Annotated in this window: 23 protein-coding genes; 8 read left to right on the top strand and 15 right to left on the bottom strand. The window is 64.7% G+C overall.

The features are described from left to right. Positions 1-5: 5 nt before the first annotated feature. Together HWV23_RS13355 and HWV23_RS13350 are read right to left on the bottom strand one after the other, a co-directional pair. Positions 6-353: a hypothetical protein gene (locus tag HWV23_RS13355; RefSeq protein ID WP_178290891.1), complete on the bottom strand. Its 348-nt coding sequence runs from the start codon at positions 351-353 to the stop codon at positions 6-8. A gap of 37 nt (positions 354-390) precedes the next feature. Further along, positions 391-1743 carry a DEAD/DEAH box helicase gene (locus HWV23_RS13350; RefSeq protein WP_178290890.1) on the bottom strand — a complete coding sequence of 451 codons (1353 nt, stop codon included), beginning with the start codon at positions 1741-1743 and terminating at the stop codon, positions 391-393. 122 nt (positions 1744-1865) lie between these two features. On the opposite strand from HWV23_RS13350, the gene HWV23_RS13345 reads away from it, so the two are divergent. Both HWV23_RS13345 and dnaK read left to right on the top strand, forming a co-directional pair. Next, positions 1866-2513 (top strand): nucleotide exchange factor GrpE, encoded by a 648-nt coding sequence (locus HWV23_RS13345; protein WP_178290889.1) that lies wholly within the window; start codon positions 1866-1868, stop codon positions 2511-2513. A 186-nt stretch (positions 2514-2699) separates the two neighbouring features. After that, positions 2700-4655, top strand: a complete 1956-nt coding sequence (dnaK, locus tag HWV23_RS13340) for a molecular chaperone DnaK (RefSeq protein WP_178290888.1) — start codon at positions 2700-2702, stop codon at positions 4653-4655. A gap of 141 nt (positions 4656-4796) precedes the next feature. On the opposite strand, the gene HWV23_RS13335 is transcribed toward dnaK, so the two are convergent. Beyond that, positions 4797-4955, bottom strand: coding sequence for a DUF7557 family protein (locus HWV23_RS13335; RefSeq protein WP_178290887.1), 159 nt, complete (start codon positions 4953-4955; stop codon positions 4797-4799). A gap of 39 nt (positions 4956-4994) precedes the next feature. Next, entirely contained in the window at positions 4995-6734 is a 1740-nt protein-coding gene (locus HWV23_RS13330) for a Rieske (2Fe-2S) protein (RefSeq protein WP_178290886.1), read from the bottom strand. Between the two features lie 124 nt (positions 6735-6858). Between HWV23_RS13330 and dnaJ the strand changes: the two genes are divergently transcribed. Beyond that, positions 6859-8004, top strand: coding sequence for a molecular chaperone DnaJ (gene dnaJ, locus HWV23_RS13325; RefSeq protein WP_178290885.1), 1146 nt, complete (start codon positions 6859-6861; stop codon positions 8002-8004). 25 nt (positions 8005-8029) lie between these two features. Here dnaJ and HWV23_RS13320 read toward each other — a convergent pair whose 3' ends face one another. The 6 genes from HWV23_RS13320 to HWV23_RS13295 all read right to left on the bottom strand — a co-directional run bounded on the left by HWV23_RS13320 (position 8030) and on the right by HWV23_RS13295 (position 12670). Further along, positions 8030-8320: a transcriptional regulator gene (locus HWV23_RS13320; protein WP_178290884.1), complete on the bottom strand. Its 291-nt coding sequence runs from the start codon at positions 8318-8320 to the stop codon at positions 8030-8032. Between the two features lie 30 nt (positions 8321-8350). Continuing rightward, positions 8351-9322 (bottom strand): nucleotidyltransferase family protein, encoded by a 972-nt coding sequence (locus tag HWV23_RS13315; RefSeq protein WP_178290883.1) that lies wholly within the window; start codon positions 9320-9322, stop codon positions 8351-8353. 168 nt (positions 9323-9490) lie between these two features. Beyond that, entirely contained in the window at positions 9491-10210 is a 720-nt protein-coding gene (locus HWV23_RS13310) for a diphthine--ammonia ligase (protein WP_178290882.1), read from the bottom strand. Between the two features lie 43 nt (positions 10211-10253). Continuing rightward, positions 10254-11381, bottom strand: a complete 1128-nt coding sequence (locus HWV23_RS13305) for a DUF373 family protein (protein ID WP_178290881.1) — start codon at positions 11379-11381, stop codon at positions 10254-10256. Between the two features lie 49 nt (positions 11382-11430). After that, entirely contained in the window at positions 11431-12426 is a 996-nt protein-coding gene (gene sppA / locus HWV23_RS13300) for a signal peptide peptidase SppA (RefSeq protein ID WP_178290880.1), read from the bottom strand. Between the two features lie 64 nt (positions 12427-12490). Then, positions 12491-12670 (bottom strand): hypothetical protein, encoded by a 180-nt coding sequence (locus HWV23_RS13295; RefSeq protein ID WP_178290879.1) that lies wholly within the window; start codon positions 12668-12670, stop codon positions 12491-12493. A 118-nt stretch (positions 12671-12788) separates the two neighbouring features. Between HWV23_RS13295 and HWV23_RS13290 the strand changes: the two genes are divergently transcribed. From HWV23_RS13290 to HWV23_RS13280, 3 genes are read left to right on the top strand one after another with little or no spacing between them, the layout of a single operon-like run. Further along, positions 12789-13250, top strand: coding sequence for a PUA domain-containing protein (locus tag HWV23_RS13290; protein ID WP_178290878.1), 462 nt, complete (start codon positions 12789-12791; stop codon positions 13248-13250). A 48-nt stretch (positions 13251-13298) separates the two neighbouring features. After that, complete coding sequence (locus HWV23_RS13285) at positions 13299-13703, top strand: nascent polypeptide-associated complex protein (RefSeq protein ID WP_178290877.1); 405 nt, start codon at positions 13299-13301, stop codon at positions 13701-13703. Further along, positions 13700-14446 carry a tRNA (adenine-N1)-methyltransferase gene (locus HWV23_RS13280; RefSeq protein WP_178290876.1) on the top strand — a complete coding sequence of 249 codons (747 nt, stop codon included), beginning with the start codon at positions 13700-13702 and terminating at the stop codon, positions 14444-14446. The genes HWV23_RS13285 and HWV23_RS13280 overlap by 4 nt, the downstream gene beginning before the upstream one ends. On the opposite strand, the gene HWV23_RS13275 is transcribed toward HWV23_RS13280, so the two are convergent. Together HWV23_RS13275 and HWV23_RS13270 are read right to left on the bottom strand one after the other, a co-directional pair. Beyond that, positions 14412-15002, bottom strand: a complete 591-nt coding sequence (locus tag HWV23_RS13275; RefSeq protein WP_178290875.1) for a DUF6517 family protein — start codon at positions 15000-15002, stop codon at positions 14412-14414. The genes HWV23_RS13280 and HWV23_RS13275 overlap by 35 nt on opposite strands. Before the next feature lie 7 nt (positions 15003-15009). Next, on the bottom strand, positions 15010-16380 hold the full coding sequence (locus HWV23_RS13270; protein WP_178290874.1) for a geranylgeranyl reductase family protein: 1371 nt from the start codon (positions 16378-16380) through the stop codon (positions 15010-15012). A 105-nt stretch (positions 16381-16485) separates the two neighbouring features. On the opposite strand from HWV23_RS13270, the gene HWV23_RS13265 reads away from it, so the two are divergent. Then, on the top strand, positions 16486-16908 hold the full coding sequence (locus HWV23_RS13265; RefSeq protein ID WP_178290873.1) for a DUF7322 domain-containing protein: 423 nt from the start codon (positions 16486-16488) through the stop codon (positions 16906-16908). Next, positions 16908-17324 (top strand): DUF7346 family protein, encoded by a 417-nt coding sequence (locus HWV23_RS13260; protein ID WP_178290872.1) that lies wholly within the window; start codon positions 16908-16910, stop codon positions 17322-17324. Before HWV23_RS13265 ends, HWV23_RS13260 begins: the two co-directional genes overlap by 1 nt. Here the strand turns inward: HWV23_RS13260 and rad50 are convergent. The 3 genes from rad50 to HWV23_RS13245 are packed head-to-tail and all read right to left on the bottom strand — an operon-like array spanning position 17321 to position 21704. Beyond that, on the bottom strand, positions 17321-19984 hold the full coding sequence (rad50, locus tag HWV23_RS13255; protein WP_178290871.1) for a DNA double-strand break repair ATPase Rad50: 2664 nt from the start codon (positions 19982-19984) through the stop codon (positions 17321-17323). The two genes, HWV23_RS13260 and rad50, sit on opposite strands and share 4 nt — an antisense overlap. Then, a complete protein-coding gene (gene mre11 / locus HWV23_RS13250) occupies positions 19981-21375 on the bottom strand; it encodes a DNA double-strand break repair protein Mre11 (protein WP_178290870.1) in 1395 nt (464 codons plus the stop codon). Before mre11 ends, rad50 begins: the two co-directional genes overlap by 4 nt. Next, on the bottom strand, positions 21372-21704 hold the full coding sequence (locus tag HWV23_RS13245; RefSeq protein WP_178290869.1) for a DUF7966 family protein: 333 nt from the start codon (positions 21702-21704) through the stop codon (positions 21372-21374). The genes mre11 and HWV23_RS13245 overlap by 4 nt, the downstream gene beginning before the upstream one ends. Positions 21705-21737: the final 33 nt, after the last annotated feature.

Below are 21737 nucleotides of genomic sequence, written 5' to 3'. Positions count from 1 at the left end.
GTTCCCTACCGCAGTTCATCGGCCCGGCGGTTCGCCCACGCGCTGGCGACGCCGATAGCGTAGGCGCTTATAAAGAACAGTACGTCGCCGCGGGCGAGCAGGAGAGCGGGCAGCGACTGTGGTGACAGGCCGATAAGTGAGAGGATACCGCCGAGCGCAAGGGTCAGGAGAAAGGCCGGGATGGCGGGAAACGCGAAGGGAATCAAGAGAATCGTCGGGACGGCCTGCAACGTCTCGACGACAGGCGAAAGTTCGCTGTGTGGGTACACCGCTAATAGCGCGGCGTAGCCCAGAACCTGAAGGACGAACGCGACGGCAACGCGCCGGTTGACGAAGAGCGACCTGTCGACCATACTTCCGAGTCGTCCGGATATTTAAAAGGGCTATCGGCTACCGTCGGCGGCGCGACACTCGCTCTTCGGCCGTTTCGCTGGTGACGACTTCATACAGAAGGGCGCGCCCACCGTCGCTTTTGGGACGGAGGACCCGGCCGAGTCGCTGGGTGAACTCCCGCTCGCTGCCGGACCCCGAAAGGACGACGGCCACGTTGGCGTCGGGGACGTCGACGCCCTCGTCGAGGACGTTGGCGGTGACGACCCGCGAGTAGTCTCCGCGGCGGAAGCGGTCGAGGATTTCGCGGCGTTCCTCGGCGCCCGTCTCGTTCGTAATCGGTGGGATGAGGAAGCGCTCGGCGAGGTCGTAGACGAGGTCCGTGTAGGCCGTAAAGATGATGACGCGGTCCTCGGCGTGTCTGTCGAGAATCTCGGCCAGTTTCTCGACCTTCCGGTCGGCGTTCATCATCACTTCGCGGGCATGCTGCTTGGCGAGCAGGGCCTCCCGTGCTTCGGGGTCGGTCCCGGAGCGTTTGACGAGTTCCTGATAGTCGCTGCCGCTGCGGAGCTCGATGCTCGATTTGGCGAGGTAGTCGGTGAAGGTGCCCTGATGCTCCTCGTAGCGTTCGCGTTCCTCGGGCGTCAGGTCGACCTCGAGCCGCTTGATGGCGTAGTTGGCGAGGTGGTCGCCGGCCAGTTCGTCCGCCGAACGCTCGTAGACGACCGACCCCACGAGTTCCTCGATGGCTTCGTGGGCGCCGTCGGGCCGCTCGAAGGTCGCGGTGAGGCCGAGGCGGGCGGGTGCGGCCATCAGGCGGGCGATATCGCGGTAGCCCTCGCCGCCGAGGTGGTGGACCTCGTCGAAGATCAGGAAGCCGAAGCGGTCGCCCAACTCGTCGGCCCGGAGGTAGGCCGAATCGTACGTGGTGACAGTGATGGGTTCGACCTGCTGAGTGCCGCCGCCCAACTGGCCGATGGCGGCCCTGTCGCCGAACTCGGCCTGGAGTTCGCCGCGCCATTGCTCCAGCAGGTCGATGGTCGGGACGACCACGAGCGTCGGCGTTTCGAGGACGGCGATGGCCGCGATGGCGAGGACGGTCTTGCCGCTGCCGGTCGGGAGTTCGACGACGCCACGGTCGTTGCCGCCGCGCCAGGCGTCGAGGGCGTCCTGCTGGTACGGGCGGAGTTCGTAGGCCGTCGAGAGGGCGGGCAGGTCCGGCGTATCGAGGACGGCGTCGTCGACCGGGAGGTTCCGGTTGTAACAGGTATCGCGGACGAACGGGTAGCGGAAGGCGGGGGCGCGGCGGCTCTGTGAGCGCTCGTCGGCCGTCACGAAGGACAGCCCATCGAGCGCGTCGGCACCCTCGCCGTCGACGCGTATCGTCCCGTCGTCGTATCGAAGCCGGACCACAAACGGAGTCGGCGACGCGACGGTTTAACTCCGACGGGCGAGCGGCGGTCCGCGACCGGGAGTCGAGGCACCGCACGCGAGGTTTCTCAATCCTTATACGCGCCGAACGGCTCTTTCCATGTATGACCGAGGAGCAGGGAGTCGAACACTCCGAGAACGGCGCCGACGCCGACGCAGCGGCCGACGAGGACGTCAGCCTCGGCGGTGTCGACGCCGATATCGACGTCGAAACGGTCGACGTCGGCGAGATACAGGAACACGTCGCCGACAGCGACCCCGAGGAAGTCGCCGAGGAAATCGCGACCCTCCGCGAGGCGGTCGGCGACCTCGAACTGGAACTGGAGGAGGCCCGCACCGAGCGCGAGGACTTCGAGGACCGCCTCAAGCGCAAGCAAGCGGAGTTCCAGAACTACAAGAAGCGACAGGAGAAACGCCGCGAGCAGGAACGCCAGCGAGCCACCGAGGACCTCGTGACCGAACTGCTAGAGGTTCGGGACAACCTCAAGCGCGCGCTCGAACAGGACGAGGGCACCGACATCCGCGAAGGTGTCGAGGCGACCTTCCGCCAACTGGACGACGTGCTCGCCTCCGAGAACGTCGACCCCATCGAACCCGAACCGGGCACGGACGTCGACCCCCAGCGCCACGAGGTCCTGCTCCGCGTGGAGAGCGACCAGCCGGCCGGCACCGTCGACGACGTGCAACGGCCCGGCTACGAGATGGCCGGCAAGGTCCTGCGTCCGGCGCAGGTGACCGTCGCCGAGGAGTAGGGTCAGTTTCCGCCGCCGGGAACCGCCGGGACGGACGCTCTGACGGCTTGTTTTGCGCTTCTGTTTATATTTGGTGATTCGATCGGTCGGAGGTTCGAAAACCACCGGAACGAGCACTCCTGCCGGCGCCCTGTGTCGGTGTGTCTAGCAACTTTTAACCGATTCAGTCCGGTATCTACGGGCAACATGGCGAGCAACAAGATTCTCGGTATCGACCTCGGTACCACCAACTCCGCCTTCGCGGTCATGGAGGGTGGCGACCCCGAGATTATCGTAAACAGCGAGGGTGAGCGAACCACGCCCTCGGTCGTCGCGTTCTCGGACGACGGTGAGCGACTCGTCGGGAAACCGGCGAAGAACCAGGCCGTCCAGAACCCCGAGCGGACCATCCAGTCCATCAAGCGGCACATGGGCGAGGACGACTACACCGTCGAAATCGAGGGCGAGGACTACACGCCCGAGCAGATTTCGGCGATGATTCTCCAGAAAATCAAACACGACGCCGAGGAGTACCTCGGCGACGATATCGAGAAGGCCGTCATCACGGTTCCCGCCTACTTCAACGACAAGCAGCGACAGGCGACCAAGGACGCCGGCGAAATCGCCGGCTTCGAGGTCGAACGCATCGTCAACGAGCCGACCGCGGCGGCGATGGCCTACGGCCTCGACGACGAATCCGACCAGACCGTGCTCGTCTACGACCTCGGTGGGGGGACCTTCGACGTCTCCGTTCTCGACCTCGGTGGGGGCGTCTACGAGGTCGTCGCCACGAACGGGGACAACGACCTCGGTGGCGACGACTGGGACCACGCCATCATCGACTACCTCGCTGACTCCTTCGAGGAGGAACACGGCATCGACCTCCGCGACGACCGGCAGGCCCTCCAGCGCCTGAAGGACGCCGCCGAGGAGGCCAAAATCGAACTCTCCTCGCGGAAGGAGACCACCATCAACCTCCCGTTCATCGCCGCGACGGACGAAGGCCCGCTCAACCTCGAAGAGAAACTCACTCGCGCGAAGTTCGAATCGCTCACCTCGGACCTCGTCGAGCGGACCGTCGGCCCGACGGAGCAGGCTCTTCAGGACGCCGGCTACGACAAGGGTGACATCGACGAGGTCATCCTCGTCGGTGGCTCCACGCGGATGCCGCAAGTCCAAGAGAAAGTCGAGGACCTCGCCGGTCAGGAACCCAAGAAGAACGTCAATCCCGACGAGGCCGTCGCGCTCGGCGCGGCCATTCAGGGTGGCGTCCTCTCCGGCGACGTCGACGACATCGTCCTGCTCGACGTGACGCCCCTCAGCCTCGGTATCGAGGTCAAGGGCGGCATCTTCGAGCGTCTCATCGACAAGAACACGACCATTCCGACCGAGGAATCCAAGGTCTTCACGACCGCCGCGGACAACCAGACCTCGGTCAACATCCGTGTCTTCCAGGGCGAGCGCGAAATCGCCGAGGAGAACGAACTGCTCGGCGCTTTCCAGCTGACCGGCATCCCGCCGGCGCCCGCCGGAACGCCCCAGATTGAAGTGACGTTCAACATCGACGAGAACGGTATCGTCAACGTCGAAGCCGAGGACAAAGGCTCCGGCAACAGCGAGGACATCACCATCGAGGGCGGCGTCGGCCTCTCCGACGAGGAAATCGAGGAGATGCAGGAGGAAGCCGAAAAGCACGCCGAAGAAGACGAGAAGCGGCGTGAGTTCGTCGAGGCCCGCAACGATGCCGAATCCTCGGTCCAGCGCGCCGAGACCCTCCTCGAAGAGAACGAAGAGCAGGTCGACGAGGAGACCCGCGAGGACATCGAGGCCGAAATCGAGGCCATCGAGGAAGCCCTCGAGGAGTACGCCGAGGTCGACAGCGACGAACTCGAAGCGGCCACCGAGGCCCTCGAAGCGGCCACCGAGAGCCTCTCGGAGGCCCTCCAAGAGATCGGCAAGCAGATGTACCAGCAGGAGGCCCAGGCCGGCGCAGGCGGCGCCGGTGCGGGCGCTGGTGGTGCCGGCGGTATGGGCGGCATGGGTGGCATGGGCGGTGCCGGTCCCGGTGGCGCTGGCCCCGGCGGCGCTGCCGGTGCCGACGGCGACGACGAGGAGTTCGTCGACGCCGACTTCGAGGACGTCGACGAAGACGACGAAGAATAGCGAGACGCGACCGTAGGGAGCACGAGTCCTCCCTTCAGCGGTTTTTTGCGGTTTCGATACCCTGATAGCGCAGCGACTAGCATGTCGCTGGACGGCCTAATGAATCGGGAGAAATCGGGACTGCAAGCCGCAATGACGCCGTTATTCCGAACTGACGTGGTCGCCACCGTGGGCGAGGGTGCGCTCGCCGGCCTCGTAGATATTGATGAGTTCGTTGATGAGTTCGTCGTAGGACTCGTCATCACGTCGGAGCCCGTCGAGTTTCTCTACGGTTTCGGCGTCGAGGTGGACTTCGGGCATATCGGAACCGTTCGCTTCGTGGACATATAAACCCGTGGCCTACTCGGCCTCGTGGAGTCGTTCGCCGCGGTGGAGGCGGGTGGCAATGGAGAACGTCTGTTCGTGTTCTCGGTTGGTCGGCGTGTGGGCCGCGAGATATCGGGCACCGGCGACGAGCGCGTAGCGGCGCTCTTCGTCGTCTTCCAGCGCGTCGAATCGGCGGAAGGACCCGGAGACGTTCTGGAACGTGTGGAAGTCCGCGTCCTCTCGGAGCAGGCCGCGGCCGAGGATGCGCTTGAGGTCCGCGGGGTCGCCGTCGGCCTCGAAGTGTTCGGCCACGAGTCGACCCGCGCGGTTGACATCCCCCTGCCGGTCGAAGGCCTCCAGCAGGTCGCTGCGGATTTCTTCGGGGTCGCGGCCCGTATCACCGGGCGTCGGTTCGGGAGCGCGAGGGCTATTGAGGAAGCGGTCGAGGTAGACGCTCATCGCGCCATCGAAGCAGGCCCGATAGACTTCCGTGGCGTCGGTCCGGTGGGCCAGTTCGTGGGCCGCGTGAGCGTAGACGAACGTGTGATGGACAGTGTCCCAGTCGCCGAACTCGTTGTTCGTCGCGAAGTAAGCCACCCGCCGGGTCGCCGCGCGGGCGACGGCGTCGGTCAGTTCCTCCTGTGTGGCGCCGTCGGCGATGGCATCACAGAGCGCGTCGATGATAGCCTCGGCGTCGTCGGACAGCATGGTCTCGATGAAGCCGTCAGGTTCGTCCCACGTCTTCCCCTCGCCGGCTGCCACGAGCGAGTCGAGCCGGTCGTGGGCATCGAAGCAGAGTTCGGCGATGTCGACCGGCTGGCGCCACGAGGAGAGTTCCTCCGAGCGGCCCGCTTCGGTGAGTTGCGGCACCGTCGACGCGAGGACGGACTCAGCGTGCTCCTCCCAGCCGAGATGGTCCAGAGTCGCCAGCGCGCTGTTGATGAAATCCAGCGTGTGGCTGCTGTTCATGTAGAGGTGGTCGGTTGCCGCCGCAACCAGGATCTCGACGACGTCCTCCGGCGGGAGCGCGTCGATGGCTGTCAACAGTGTCCGCTCGGCGCCGTCGGCGTCCCGCACCTCGCAGTTCTCCCGGAACCACGATTTGAGACGTTCCTTCGAGAGGTCGCGGTTCTCGAAGGAGTACTGCTGGAACCGCGGCGCCTCGCCAGCGACGTTGTCGGCCACCTCTCGGACGCCGGCGAACATGGCCCGACGCTTGTCGCGGCCGCCGACGTCGTCGTACAGTTCCGCCATGTACGACAGCGTCGTCAGGCCGCGGCCCCACCCGGAGGCGCGGTACTTCGTGCCGAAGTTGACCGCCGTCTCGACGGGCGTATAGAAGCCGTCGCCGTAGTCATCCAGACCGATAACCGACTTCGCCTGCACGAGCGAGAGGTTTTCCTGCAGGCCGTCCGCAAGGCGGTTCCGCCAGCGCGTCGCGGGCGGGACGGTCGGTTCGGGGTCGGGGTCGAGATAGACCTCGTCGTCGCGAATCTCGACCGGGAACGTCTGGACGTCGTCGGCCCACGGGTCGAAGGTGTCGCCCTTTTCCAACTCGAACCGGGCGTGGTGCCAGTGGCAGGTGAGAATTCCCTCGTCGACGGTCCCGCGGGCGAGCGGAAAGCCCATATGCGGACAGCGGTTGTCGACGGCGTAGACCTCCTCCTCGTGGAAGAACAGCGCGATTGCCTGACCGTTCTCCTGGACGACCTGTCGGCCCTCGGCTTCGAGGTCAGCGAGCTCACAGACCGGGACGTAGTGCTCGGCGGACATGGGAAGACGAACGGCGTACGGAGTGTTAACGATTCCCTGAACTGCTGTTTTGTATTCGATATGTCATCTGTGGGCCGCGACCCGTTCTTTTCAAGTGTCTCAACCGATTAGGCCCTTTCAACGAATGAGCGAGGACTTCTACTCGGTGCTGGGCGTCGACAGAGACGCGAGCGAAGAGGAGATACAGCAGGCCTTCCGCGAGAAAGCCACCGAATACCACCCGGACGTCTCCGACGATCCGAACGCCGAGGAGAAGTTCAAGAAGGCCAAGAAGGCCAAGGAGGTCCTGACGGACGACGAAAAGCGGCAGATGTACGACCAGATGGGCCACGAACGCTTCCAGGAAGCCGAAAAACACGGCGCGACCGAGGGCGGCGCCGGCGGCATGGGGGGCATGGGCGGTGGCCCCTTCGGCGGCGCTGGCGGTGGCGGCGGCATGAACGACATCTTCGAGCAGTTCTTCGGTGGTGGCGGCTCCCGCTCCGGTCCCCAGCAGGGCGCGGACCTCCGGACCCGTCTTACCATCGACCTCGAAGACGCCTTCGAGGGCGTCACGAAGCAACTCACCGTCAACCGGCCCGAGCGCTGTCCGGACTGTGACGGCGCGGGCCACCCGCCGGACGCCGACGCCCGCACCTGTTCGGCCTGTAACGGTCAAGGACAGCAGCGCACCGTCCGGCAGACGCCGCTCGGCCGCGTCCAGCAGACCCAGACCTGTCCGCAGTGTGACGGCGAGGGGACCATCTATTCGGAGACGTGTTCGACCTGCCGCGGCGAGGGCCACGTTCAGGAGGAATCCACCCTCGAAGTCGAGATTCCGGCCGGCATCCGGAGCGGCCAGACCCTCCGGATGGACCGCGAGGGTGCCCCCGGCGAGAACGGCGGACCGAAGGGAGACCTACTGGTCGAAATCAAGGTCGAGGACCACGAGGAGTTCGACCGTGACGGCGACGACCTGCAGTATCATCACCCGATCTCCTTCCCGCAGGCCGTCTTCGGCGACACCGTCGAAATCCCGACGCTCGACGGCACCGTCGAGATGGATATCCCCGCGGGCACCCAGAGCGGCGAGACGTTCCGCCTCCGTAACAAGGGGATGCCGCGCCTCCAGCGCCGCGGGCAGGGCGACCTCTACGTGCAGGTACAGGTCGTCACGCCCGACAATCTCAACGAGGAACAGCGGGAGGCCCTCGAAGCCTTTGCCGAGGCCGGCGGCGAGGAAATCGACGTCGAGCAGGGCTTCTTCGAGAAGTTGAAAAACAGTTTCTGAGCCCTCCGAACACCGTCCCAGCGCCCTACTCGATGGTGAAGACGGGGTCGCTCACGTTCTCGCTTTTACACTCCGGGCAGCGCGAGGGGCGGTTGATGAGGTCGTCGAACTCGTGGAAGCTACAGTCCTGACACTCCGGCGGTGCAACGAGCAGTTCCTCGTCGGTCCCCTCCAGCGACTGAGCGATGTGTTCGACATGGGAGAGTGCCGATGGCGTCGTAATCTCGAATTCGGCTGCGAGCGTGCTCGCCTCGGCCGATTCGTGCCGAAGAAAATCTGCGATTCGCTGTCGGGTCGTTTGCTCTGCGCCCTCCATACCCGCACTGGGTAGTCGACGGGCTAAAACCTACTCCTCGGTTCCGTTCGTCAACTGCGTGTGGGCGCCGATGAGCGCGCCCGCGAGGTCGACGTTCTCGATGCGAGTCCCCTCGTCGATGATGGTCTCGTGGATTTCACAGTCGGCGACCGTCGCGTTCTCGAAGACGATAGAGCGGTCCAGCGTCGCATCGACGATTTCGGCGCCGTCCATGACGTGAACGTTATCGCCGATAGTCGACCGTTCGACGGTCGCCGATTCGGCGATGACGCTGTCGCCGTCGAGTTCCCACGCAATCGCCTCCAGATACGACTCGGGGGTTCCGATGTCGAACCACGGCTCCTCGAAGACGAAGGCGTGTACCGACTCCCGGGACTGGAGCCACTGGATGAACCAGCCCGGTTCGTCCGGGTTGTTGTCGCCCGCGAGATACTCCTCGAAGCGAATCGATTCGGCCGGGAATCCGTAGCAAGCGATGGAGACAAGCGTGCTCTTGGGTTCGTCGGGTTTCTCCTGGAAGTCGACGACCCGGTCGTCTTCGAGGTCGACCAGCCCGTAGGATTTGGCCTTCTCGCGGTCGCCCACGTCGTAGGCGGCGATGGTGGTAGTTCCTTTCTCCTCGAAGAAGTCGACGAACTCCGAGAGGTCGAAGCCGATGAGGTTGTCCCCGGCGACGACGACTAGATCGTCGTCGATGCCCTCGCGGTCGACGAGTTGGCCGAGCGCGCCGATGACACCGAACTTCTCGGATTCCTCGGTCGTGTCCTCGACCGAGAGGGTCGGCTTCTCGAAGTCGCTTTCGGCGAGATGAGCCTCGAACTCCTCGGCGAACCGCTCGTTCGTGGAGACGTAGACCTCATCGATTCGGTCGTCACGCTCCAGAGCCTCGAAAATGCGGTCGATGACGGTGGTTTCGCCGATGGGTAACAGCATCTTCGGACGGTGCTTCGTAATCGGCCACAGACGCGTCGCATAACCACCAGCGAGGACGACGGCTTTCATTACAGGAACCGACAAAACCCGTGGTCAAGTGTCTTTTGTAACGGACGCTCCGTCCATTTATAAACAAAAAGGAAGCCATCCCGCCCGTGACCTGACCGATACCGGCGGCCCGTCGAGGCGGGAGTGTGGGACGCGGGCTGTCGAACCGTCGAACGTTCCGCCTGTTCGCTACTCGCCCAGCCACGCGTCGGTAATCCGTAACGTCCCGCGGGAGCCGTCGAACTCGGTGTCGTATTCGAGTTCGATGGGTCGGTCCATGTGTGGCGCGTCGGTGACCAGCGTCTCGAACTCGCCGCCTTCTCCGAGGATATGGACCCCGTATTCGTCGTTGAGGTCTTCGAGTTCCGCGAGCGCCTCGGCGTCGAGCGTTCGCCCGAGCCACGACTCGTCGAGGCCGTAGGCGGCCACGCGGATGATGGTGATCTCGAAGCCGGCATCGAGCATCGCCTCGGCGAGTTCGCGGGGGTCCTCCTGCCACAGCGGCGCGAATAGCTCGGCGTCCAGCCGCTCGCACATCCCCTCGATGCGGGTCGTCTGATAGCTGCTTTCGACGGCACCAGCGGTTACGCCGTCGATCCCGCCGAGTTCCTCGCTAAGGTCGACCAGCGCGTCTTCGAGCGGTTCGAGTTCCCGGTCGCCGCGCTCGCCGCTGTCCTCGTCCATGCTGGCTTCCGCCTCGAAGTCCTCGGGATGCACGTCGACGAGCGGAATCCCGACACTCTCGGCGGCCAGCGACGCCAACTCCGTCGCCGGGACGTGGTACATGAAGGAGTCTCCTTCCGGGTGGACCGTGACCAGTCGTTCGACCGGCTTGTCCTGCTGGAGCGCCCGATAGAGCGCCCACGACGAGTCCTTACCCCCCGAAAAGAGGCTCACCCACGGATCCATATCCTGCGGTAGCCGAGCGGCGGCTATAGGGGCGTCGGTTCGGTCACTCGGGGTATTCCTCGACCGACTGGTCGGCCTCGCTCATCCGCGAGGTGAAGGCGACGCCGGCAAAGCTCACGAGGATGCCGGCCGCGACGTACAGTGCGAGGCGGCCCCAAATCGAGAGGGTAAACCCCTCGACGAAGACCGGACCGGCGTTTATCGGCGGCATCGAAAAGGCCTCGATTACGTCCGACCGTTCGAGGAAATAGCCGGTAAAGCCCCGGACGACGAGGCCGACCGCGATGACGCCGAAGGGAAGGTTCATCAGCGCGCTGGAGACGCCCTCTTCGGCCAGAAGTTCGTCGATGAGTCGGCCCGTGGCGGCCGCCAGCGCCGCCGCCGCGAACCACGGCACGCTGTCGAAGACGAACCGCAATCCGACCAGAAGCTCGCTGGTACTTCCCATCGACGTCGCGCTAATCCCGCCCGCGAAGACGCCGACGAGCGCCAGTCCCGCGCCGACGACGTAGGTGACGAGCGACATCTGTCCCGAGTAGAACGCGTCCTGCACCCGCCGAGGGAGCGTCGAGACGAAATCGTCGATGCCGAGGCCCTTGTACAGCAGGAAGGTTCCGATAACGGCAGCGATAGCCGACAGCGCAACGGCGACACTGTCGGCGAGTAACAACAGCACGGGAAACGCCAGCAGCGCCGCACCGATGGGCACGAGCACGGTCCCTCGCAACTCCTCGTCGGCCAAGAACTGTTTGAGCAGGTAGTACGTCGACTGGATGTCGTGGGACTGCCGGACGACGACCCGGTCGACGGCGTCGACCTGCACACGGCTCTCGATTATCGGTATCAGGCGTTCGTCGCTGGCCGAATCCGTGACGACGATGGCCGATTCGGGGTCGTAATCCGCAACGAGCTGGTCGGTCTGTCGGGCGACCGTACGGTCGCTGTTGACGCCATCGCCGCCGCCGGAGACCACCGCGACGACGGCCTCCTCGCCTCCATCCCGAAGGTCACGCGCGACGCGAAGCGTCTCCAGCAGACAGTTGACACGGCTGTCCTCGGGGTCGTTCACCCCGACATCCGTGACAAGCGCCTGAATAGCCTCCCACCCCACGATTGGGCCATCGGGGCCGAGGCCCCCCTCGCGGTCGACACAGACGACCAGAGTACTCACAGGGAAGCGTTGCTCACGCCGGAGTAAAAGCCTTCAGGCTGTGGCCCGCTCAGACCTGGAATTTGAACTCGCCGTTGTCGTCGGTAAACCGGCTTGCGACACCAGCACCAGCCGCGAAGGCGACACGTTCGGCGCCACCACGCAGTCGTTCGGCAACGCCGTGGCTCGGTTCCAGTTCCGTCGTTTCGACGTCCTCGTCGAGCAGGTGTTCGAGTCGCTCTTCGACGTCCTCGTGGGTACCGATATCGTCGACGAGGCCCATCTCGTGAGCCTGCTGGCCGAGGAACACCTTGGCCTCGGTTTCGCGGATGGCTTCGGCATCCATGCTGCGGCCCTCTGCGACCGTCTCGACGAACTGGTCGTAGTAGTCGTCGATAAGCCCCTGCAGGTACTCGCGTTCGTCCTCGTCCATCTCGGAGAACGGAGTGCCCGCTTCCTTGTATTCGCCGGCGGTGAACTGCTCGTATTCGAGGCCGGCCTTGTCGAGGAGTTCCGAGGCGGTCATCCGCGAGCCCCGAACGCCGATGGAGCCGACGATGCTGCCCTCCCGGGCCCACAGTTCGTCACAGCCGCTGGCGATCCAGTAGCCGCCGCTGGCGCAGGTGTCAGTCGCGTAGGCGACGGTCGGTCCGTCGAAGCGTTCGGCCGCACGCCGGATATCGTCGCTCGGAACGACGGCGCCGCCGGGCGTATTCAGCCGGAGTAGAAGTGCCTCGGCGTTGTCGTCCTCGTCGGCCTGTTCGATGAGGTCGACTATTTCGTCGGCACCCGGAAGGCCCGGTGCGCCCGGTGGAAATCCGCCGCCGTCGCGGGTTATCGGCCCCTTGACCGCTACCTCGGCGACGTTATACCCCGGGAGAATCCCACTGGCGATATTGCTCCCGACACGGAGTCCGAGAACGACGGTGACGATGACGAGCAGAACGCCGACCAGTTCGGCGATGTCCGCCGGTGCTCGGACGAACAACAGCCAGCCAACGACCGCGGCGACCGCCGCCGCGACGAGCGCGATGGCGGCGCGGCCGACCGAATCCAGTCGATTCATACCTCACGGGACGGACGGCTGGCTGTTAAGTATGGGCGATAAGCGAAGTCGGAAAAAGCGGATTTTAGACCGCGGCGTCCTCTTCCGAGAGGCCGACCAGCAGCGCGCCGGCCGCGAGGCCGAGTGCCGCGACTCCAGCGAGTACGTTCGGAATCGACGCAATCGATCCCGTCGCGAGGATGGCGATACTGCTGGCGAGGAGTACGACCGCACCGAGCCCGAGTTTACGAACGTCCGTTGCCATGTACGCTCGTTGGTAATTTCCCCGCTTAAGTGTAGCGGAATCGGAAGCAGCGGGTGAGAATATCACACAGAGACACGGACTCGAAAGGCGTATTCGACGCACGGCCGATAGCAGGTGTATGAGCAGGGACATCGACGCGTTGCGGACCATCGCCGACTACCAGTTCGGGAGCGGCGCGGGGACGGCGCTGTTCGACGGCGATATCGTCGTCCAGCGGACGAGTTCCGGCCGGCCGCAGCAGATTCTCGCCGACGGCGACCGTGTCGTTTCCTACGGTACCGACGGCCGCTTTACGCTTGGTATCGGCGGCGGGCGGCGATTGCAGGCAGCCCTCGACTCCCCCGCCTATCGCGTCGTGGTTGGCGATGACAGCGAACCGTTCGTCCGCGACGAGAAGAACGTCTTCGCGAAGTTCGTCCACGACGTCGACCCCGCGGTCCGACCGGGCGACGAAGTCCTTATCGAGCACTACGACGGCCACCTCATCGCCGTCGGGCGGGCGGAACTGTCCGCCGACGCGATGGCGGATTTCGACACGGGCATGGCCGTGCAGGTCCGCGAGGGCGTGCCCGCCGAATAGGGAGGCGTAACATCAGGCTTTTTGCCCCGTCGCACCCTCCGTTCGGGTATGTTTGGAGGAGGCGGCGGGATGAACCCGCGCAAGATGAAACAGATGATGAACCAGATGGGTATCGACCTCACCGAAATCGACGCGGAGGAGGTCATCATCCGCACGGAGGACGAGGAACTCGTCTTCCACGACGCGGACGTCCAGGAGATGGACGCCCAGGGGCAGAAGACCTACCAGATCGTCGGCGAACCCGACACCCGTCCGCGCGGCGAGGGCAGTACGGAAACCGAGGAAGTCGAGGAGGCCGGTGGCGACCCCGAAATCGAGTCGACGCCCGAGTTCTCCGACGAGGACGTCGAAATCGTCGCCCGACGGGCGGAAGTCTCCCCGGAAAAGGCGCGTGAGGCCCTCGAAGAGACCGGCGACCTCGCGGCGGCCGTCCAGCAACTCGAAACAGAGTGAGCGACCGGCGCGTACTGGTCGTCCGCGGCAACCGCGAGTTCCTCGTCGAACCCGGCGCGACACAGGAGACCGACCTCGGCGTCCTCGAAATACCCGAGGACGTCGAGCCCGGTACCGTCCTCGAGACGCATCTCGACGAGGAGTTCGAGGTCCGACGACTCCGCGGCCCCGACCTCTTCGACCATCTCGAACGAACCGGCGCGCCGATGATGCCCCGAGATATCGGGCTCGTCATCGGCCATACCGGCGTCGCCTCGGGCGACCGCGTCCTCGATGCCGGGACCGGTACCGGCGTCTTGTCGGCGTATCTCGGCCGCCTCGGCGTCGACGTGACGACCTACGAGCAGGACCCCGACTTCGCCGACATCGCCCGCGAGAACATGGACCTCGCCGGCGTCTCGGAGAGCGTCGACGTTCGGACCGGCGACATCGTCGAAGAACTGGACGACATCGAGGGTCCATTCGACCTCATCACCCTCGATACCGCCGACGCGGCCGCCGTCGTCGAACAGGCGCCGGACCTGCTCGCCTCGGGCGGCTTCGTCGCCACCTACACGCCGTTCGTCGAATCCGCACGTGAGTGTACGGAAGCCGCCCGCGAGGCCGGCCTCTCGGAAATCGAGACGCTCGAAACCATCCAGCGGCAGATGGACTTCGACGACCGCGGCTCCCGGCCCTCGACGGCCGGCGTCGGCCACACCGGCTATCTCACGTTCGCGCGGTTTCTCCCACGCTTCGAATGAGGTCCCGCAGTTCTCGGTCGTATTCTTCGGTCGACAACTCGACATCGAGGTTCTCGGTCGGATAGGCGTCACCAGCGACGTAGAACGTTCCGTCGTACCACGTTGCCGACCGGCCAGCGATGGGCACCGTTCGGTCTTCAGCCTCGAAACCCGCCTCGTACGTCGTCAGTTTGCCCGTGGTATCGCTGTCGATGTGCATCCCGGTCGTTTCGCCGATACTGACTCCATCGAAGCCCCGCTCCCGTAGTTGGTCGGCGAATCCCTCGCGGGACTCCCGAAAGACGCGAGGCTTGGCGAACCGGACGATGCTCGAACTCAGCGAAGGCGTAAAGACCAGTCGGCTGGCAAAAAAGAAGCGCCACACCCGGTCGGTGCCGCCCGCCTCGATGACTCGCCGCCGGAGGTCGATATCGTCGTAAATCGCGGTGTGTGCCCGCACCGTGATACCCGCCACCGAGGCGACGGTTTCGACCACCTCTTCTTTTTTCGCCCACCCGGAGTCGAGCAGTCGGCGTTCGGGAATCGCCGGTGGGTCGACGGCGTCAGGGGCGGGCATTCGCTGCTCAGTATTTGGCTTCGGCGCCGGTTTCGGCGTAGATGTCGTCCATGATGCGGTCCCGCTTGCGCTGCCAGTCGGCGAACCCTTCGGGACTGGAGGGATACGTCTCGTAGTGGTCCAGCAGGCGGTCGGCCAGTTTCTTCGTGTCGTAGAGGTTCTTCAGCGTGTCCCAGTGGCCGAAACTCTTGATGAGCACCTGCAGTTTGAGGCCGAGGCCGACGTTGGCCGACCCCGAATACAGCGCGTCCGAGAGCTTTTCGGCGGGCATCGCCGCCAGCAGGCCCAGCAGGTCATCGAGGTCGTAGGCCGTCGCGAAGATGTTGTAGACGTCCAGCGCCGCATATCGGGCACCGTAGTGGTCCATCACACGCTCGTTGTACTCCCAGAGGTTCTCCTCGCTCACGTCGTCCTCCTCGATAGCCTCGATGGCCTTCTCGCCGGCGTACTGGCCGGCGTAGGCGGCGCCCGCGATACCGCCGCCGCTGATGGGGTTGACGTGGGCCGCCGCGTCGCCGATAGCCATGAATCCCGGTGCGACCGCCGAATCGTAGGGCCGTCGGGTCGGCAGCGCAGCGCCGAGTTTGTCCTTGACGGTGGCGTTTTTGAGTTCCGGCCGCTGGCTGATGTCCTCCCGGAGGTCCTCGACCAGTTGCATCGGCTCTTCGTTCATCTGGAAGCCGAGGCCGACGTTAATCTCGGTCGGCGTCCGCGGGAAGTACCACAGATAGCCCGCCGAGCGCTTGGTCGGCTTGATGACCAGCGCGTCGGACCACTCGACCGGTTCGTCGACTTCGATAACCTCGCGGTAGGCCGAGGAGAACTGCGAGTAGCGGACGTTCGTATCGAAGGTCGTTCCCTCGAAGTCGGCCTTGTCCTGCAGAATCGACAGCGCGCCCGCGCCGTCGAGGACGACGTCGGCCTCGTAGGTTCGCGGCTCGCCCTGTTTGATGGCCTTGAGACCATAGACGCGACCGGTGTCGTCCTGAAGGACGTCCTGCACGACCGTGTCGTAGTGGAACTCGGTGCCGGCGCGTTCGGCACCGTCGATTATCTGTCGGCCGTACTCCCAGCGGTCGATGACCGCGAGTTCACCCGGAACCGGGATATCGAGAGTCGCGTTCTCCCGGGGAATATCGAAGAGGCCGTGGTCGACATCGGTGTTGGTAAAGGAGCTCTCGATTTCGGATTTCGGTATCGATTTCGGGAACTTGTCCGCTCCCTTGAGCGCGTCACCGCAGGCGATGTGGCCCGCTTCCTCCTCGTCTTTCCGCTCGACGATGACGACGTCGTATCCCGCATCCGAGATCGTCGCGCCGGCATAACACCCTGCTGTCCCGGCACCGACGATAGCGACGTCGTACTCGAACGTAGTCATGCCCGTCTCTCATCCCCGCGGCGGCAAAACTCTTTACCAACGTCGCGTCCGTCGACTGGCGAGAAGGTCGCGTGACTTTTCGTTCTCCAGGCCGTCACATCGACTGTGAACCCCCTGGAAGACGAGGAGGAGGAGGCCTGGCCGGACGAACCGGAGGGGTTCGACCCGGAGGACCTCGGCCCCGACACGCCCGACCCCACCGCGAACGTCGATTCGCGGGTCAAGGAGTCACTCGGCGCGACCGCCGACATGGAGGAGGGCCTCTTCCGGGCCTTCTGGGGTGCCGTCGTCTTCCTCAACACAGCGCTTGCGGCGCTTTCCATCGGTGCGATGCTCGTCTACTTCCGCGGCGATTGGGCGATGGGGGGACCCGCGCTGCTCGTCGGCTCGATAGCGGCCGTCTTCACGGTTCGCTTCTATCTGAAAGGCAAACGAAAACTCCGGGAACGCGACGAAAGAAAGGAAGAGACTGAAGACACGGAAGATACCGAAGAGTCCGACATCGGCCACGAGGAGGACACCAACTGATGAGAACCGTCGAACACGAGGGCGAGCGGTACCTGCTCGTCAAACGCTCCGACGAATCGAGTCTCGTTCGTGACCCCGAAACCGGCGACGAGCAGTACCTGCCGAACGACGAACTGGAAGCGACCGGTGACTCCCCGCTCACGGTGGCCGCCGAACGCGTTCCCTCCCCTGTCCGAAAGGTCGTAACCGCGGTTCACTCCGAGCAGACTCTCGGCGTTCTCGTGGAACTGGACGAACGCGGTCCCCTTTCTGTTCGGGAAATCCTCGGCGCCTACGACCTCTGTGAATCCGATATCCACGGCACCTTCGCCGAGTTACGGGCCGCGGGGCTGGTCGAAGAGGCAACCGTCAACGGCGAGCGCGGCTACGGACTCACCGAAGGCGGAAAAGAGGGCCTCGCCGGCCTCCGCGATTAGGACAGCGCCTCGACGGTCGCCGAACGTTCGACCGAGGACCGGTTCGTCGTCGGGTCCTTGTGAACGGCGATGAGGTCGTCGGCCGCACCGACCAGTTCCTCGTCGTGGCTGACGACGACGATCTGGTCGACGCCGTGGTCGGTCATCGATTCGACCAGTTCCACGAGTTTCGAGACGTGGCCCGAATCGAGGAAGACCGTCGGTTCGTCGAGGATGAGCGGCGGCGTCGGGGCCTGTCCCTCGATGCCCTCCGAGAGGAGGCGGTAGATGGCACATCGCAGCGAGAGATTGAACAGCGCGCGCTCGCCGCCCGACAACTGGTCGGGGTCCAGCGGCGTGCCGTCCTTCTGGTAGACGGTTAACTCGTAGTCGCCGTCCAACTCGATGCGCGCGTACGAATCGTTCTGGTAGACGAGGTCGAACGTCTCGTTGAGCATCGCCTCCAGTTTCTCGACGTTCCGCTGTCGGAGGTCGGCCCGCAGTTCCGTGTACATCTCCTGGAGGTCGTGGGCCTCGTCGTAGAGGGATTCGAGGCGGTCGACGGTCTGCTGGAGGTCCTCGCGCCGTTCGCGGAGGTTCTCCAGTTCCTCGATTTCGTTTTCGACCGCGCCGATTTTGTTCTGGAGTTCGTCGCGCGTCTCGCGCTGGTCGTCCAGATACGGTTCGACGTCCTCCAGATAGCCCTCGGCCTTCTTTTTCTGGGCTTCGGCCTTCTCAAGGGCAGATTCGTCGAACTCGTCTTCGAGTTCGGCCTTCCGCTCACGCTTGTCGGAGAGTCGCTCGCGGCGCTGTTCGTTGAGTTCCTCCTTGTTGTCCCGGCGCTCGCGCAACTGCTCGATTCGCTGTTCGGTGTCGTCGATTTCTTCGAGCAGTTCCTCGATGCGCTCCAGACGCTCTCGGGACTCGTCGATGGACGCCTTTTGCTGGTTCAACTCGCCGATAGCCTGTCGGGCCTCGTCGGCCTTCGATTCCGCTTCCTCGGCCGCTTCGTCGGCTTCGTCGGCGGCCTCCTCGTACTCTTCGGCTTCCTCGCGGAGTTCCTCAACTCGGTCAGCCTTCTCCTCGACCGATTCGACCTTCTGGTCGATGAGTTGGGTGGCGTTCTCCCGGGAATCTTCGAGTCGCGACAGTTCCGAAGCGGTTTCGGCCAGCGCTTCGGCCTGCTCGCGTTTTTCTTCGAGTTCTTCGACGCGCGCCTCGGCGGTTTCGAGTTCCGTTTCGAGTTCCGAGACCCGTTCGCGGTCCTCGTCGATGGATTCGACGTGCGGCGAGTCGTCGACCGGTTGGCCGCATTCGGGGCATTTGCCCTCCTCCAGCAGGCGCTCTGCTTCGGCGACCGTCTCCTCGGCGTTTTCGAGGCTCGCGGTGAGTTCCGCGACCCGCTCTTTCGCTTCGGTTAGCTCCTTGCCGACGTCCTCGCGGTGGACGTCGATTTCGTCGCGAGCAACCGGTGCCTCGTCCAGTTCCTCGCGCAGCCCCTCGATTTCCTCGTCGAGGTCCGCGAGGTCTTCGCGACGCTCTCGGAGTTTGTCGCGCTCCTCCTCGACTTCGGTTTCGAGGGCGTCTGCTTCCTCCCCCGCTCCGCTGGCCTGCTCGCGGAGTTCCGCGGCCCGCTCGCGTTTCGTTTCGGCGGTACCAGCGTGTTCTTGGGCTTCCAGCCGCCGCTCCTCGATATCATCGCGAATCTCGTCGGCCCGTTCGGCCAGTTCCGTGAGCCGTTCGTCGACGGCATCGGGGTCGGCCTCTTCGAGGTCAGTCTCGGCGACCGCCTCGTCCATCTCCTCCCGCAGTTCGTCCGCTTCCTCTCGGAGCGTCCTGACCTGCTCGGCCAGTTTCTCGCGTTCGGTTTCGGCGTCGGCGATGGTCGAAGTGAGCTCCTCGATTTCGGTTTCGAGGTCCGCGATTTCCTCGCGGCGCTGTTCGAACTCTTCGAGGATGGCATTCGCCTCCTCGAGGCGTTCTTTGGCCGCATCGCGCTGTTCGGTTTTCTCCTCGATGTCTTCGTTTATCTCTGCGAGGTCGCTTTTGAGGCCATTGAGCCGTTCGTGGAGGTTCTGCTCTTCCTTCTCGGCGATCTGCTCTTCGACCTGTGAGAGCGCACCCTGTTTGTCGTCTCGGACGCGGCCGACGCCGACGCGGGCCTTGCTCGCCCGTTCGCGGTACTCCTCCAGTTTGCCGAGTTGGAGGAGATCGTCGATCATGTCCTGTCGGTCGCTCGGCGAGGCGTTGATGAGTTTGTTCACCTCGCCCTGCCGGACGTACGCGCAGTTGACGAACGCCTCGGCGTCCATCCGCAGGAGGCTCTCGATGTGGTTTTCGACGTCGGTGACCTGCTCGATGGTTCCCTCAGGGGTTTCCAGCAGACAGGTCGTGGTCTGGGCGCTGTCGCCGCGGAGTTTGACCTCACGTTCGACGCGGTATTCGGCGCCGTTGTGGGTGAACCACAGTTCGACGGTCATTTCCTCGGCGTCGTTCGAGATGACGTCATCGAGCGTGCCATCGATGGCGTCGGTGCCGTAGAGGGCGAAGAAACACGCCTCAAGCAGGGAGGATTTCCCGCTGCCGTTGACGCCGTGGATGACCGTCACGCCCGAGCGCAGCGAGAGGTCGCTATCGGCGTAGCACTTGAAGTTCTGTAGGCGAATCCGGTCGAACCTCATAGGTAATCCTCCATCGAGGCCTGGTCTTCACCCTGTGCGGCCGGTGGTTGTTGGCCATCCCCGTCGGTGGGGTCAGGAGTCGGTTCCTCAGCGGGAGGTTCGTCGCTCGGTTCCGGTGTCTCGTCAGCTTCCGCTTCTACATCCGCATCCGTCTCCTCGGAAGCCCCGTCAGCCGACGCATCATCGCCCATCCGGTCGGCGACGGTTTCGGTCTCCTCGGCGGGCGCCGAGTCGAAGGCGCTCGGGTCGTCGAGTAAGTCCGCGATTCGGTCTTCGGCCTCGTCGGCGACGTTCGAGTCGGCGATTTTGCTGGCACGAATCATCTCATCGAGGTCACGGGCCGCGCCGCTGAGACCGAGGTCACGCACGCGCTCGCGAACGGCCTCATCGGGGTCGGCGAAGGCGACGTCGAGGTCCGTCTCCTCGGAGACCTCCCGTCGGTCGTTGACGCGAGCGACCAGCGCGCCCGCGTCGGCGGCGAACTCCTCGATGCGGGCGGCCGAAACATCCTCGCCGTCGCCCTCCAGCGATACGTGAACGACGGCGTCAGTCAGGTCGTGTTCCCGGAGGCGGTCCCGGACGCGGTCGAAGCCCTCCGTCTCGCCGAGTTCGAGGTCGATGAAGACGAACTCTCGGGTTTCGATGCCCCGTCGGGAGATGTGAACGCCACCGTCAGACTCCGTCTGACGAGCCTCCGACGTTCCGTCGGAGACGCCGTCGTCGAACTCGACGATATTGTAGCCTCGCTCGTCGCGTTCGCTCGCGCTTGCGCGCTCCGTGGAGCCACAGTAGGTCACCCACGTGCCCCCGATTTGCTCGCGCGTGGGGGCGTGTTCGTCGCCGAGCAGCATCGCGTCGAACTCGCGGTTGGCCTCGGCAAGGACTTCCTCGGCGTCCCATTCGACGTTGCCGTAGTCGGGGACCAGCGGCGAAAAGAGGCCGTGGGAGACGAGCGCCGCGTGGTCGGCGTCGTGGGATTCGAACTCGTAGTCGAGGCTATCGCGCTGTGCGCGCGGGACGAAGTCGAGCCCGTAGAAGGCGGTATCCCCGATTACGACCGGGTCATCGCCGAGACGGGTCGCGAGGCCCATGGCCTCGAAGAGGTCCAGCCACTGGGCGTCGCGCTTGGTCTCGTGGTTGCCGACGATAGCGAGGAACGGAACCCCGGCCTCGTCGAGCGTTTCGAGGACGTCGATCGTCCCCAGGAGGTCGGGCAGGCCGGGGCGGCGGTCGTGAAAGAGGTCGCCGGCGTGGACGACGGCGTCGATGTCGTCTTCCACCGCGTCCTCGGCGACCTGCCGGAAGGCGTCGAGGAAGTCCTCCCGCCGTTCCGGCAGATGGTACTGTCGGTAGCCGAGGTGGGTGTCGCCGGTGTGAATCACCCGTGTCATCTGGTGCTTTCTTCGGTACCGCCTCTTAAATCGGTTCCGCGACCACGGTGAAAGTGAACGCCGTCCCCGGATGCCGCCGCGCGAAATCGACGGAAGGCTTCGAGTGCGCGTTCGCCCGTCTCGCGGCGGGTCGGTGCCTCGGTCGCCTCGACGGCGGCTTCGAGTCTATCGAGTCCGACCGATTCGACGAACGCGGCCGCTTTATCGAGGTCGTCAATGGCCGCGTCGGCCCGTGCGATAACGGTGGCGTCATCGGTGTCCGTGAGACGCCGCAGGGAGGCTTTCACCCGGTCCGTATCGACATCGATAGCGTCACCGTCGGCCGTCATCTGGTGGACGGCGCTGGCCCCGGCATCAGATAA

Origin of the sequence: Natronomonas halophila (assembly GCF_013391085.1) — an archaeon.
Taxonomy (GTDB): domain Archaea; phylum Halobacteriota; class Halobacteria; order Halobacteriales; family Haloarculaceae; genus Natronomonas; species Natronomonas halophila.
Note: the sequence above shows the minus strand (reverse complement) of the source record. Positions and strands in the feature narration are given on the sequence as shown.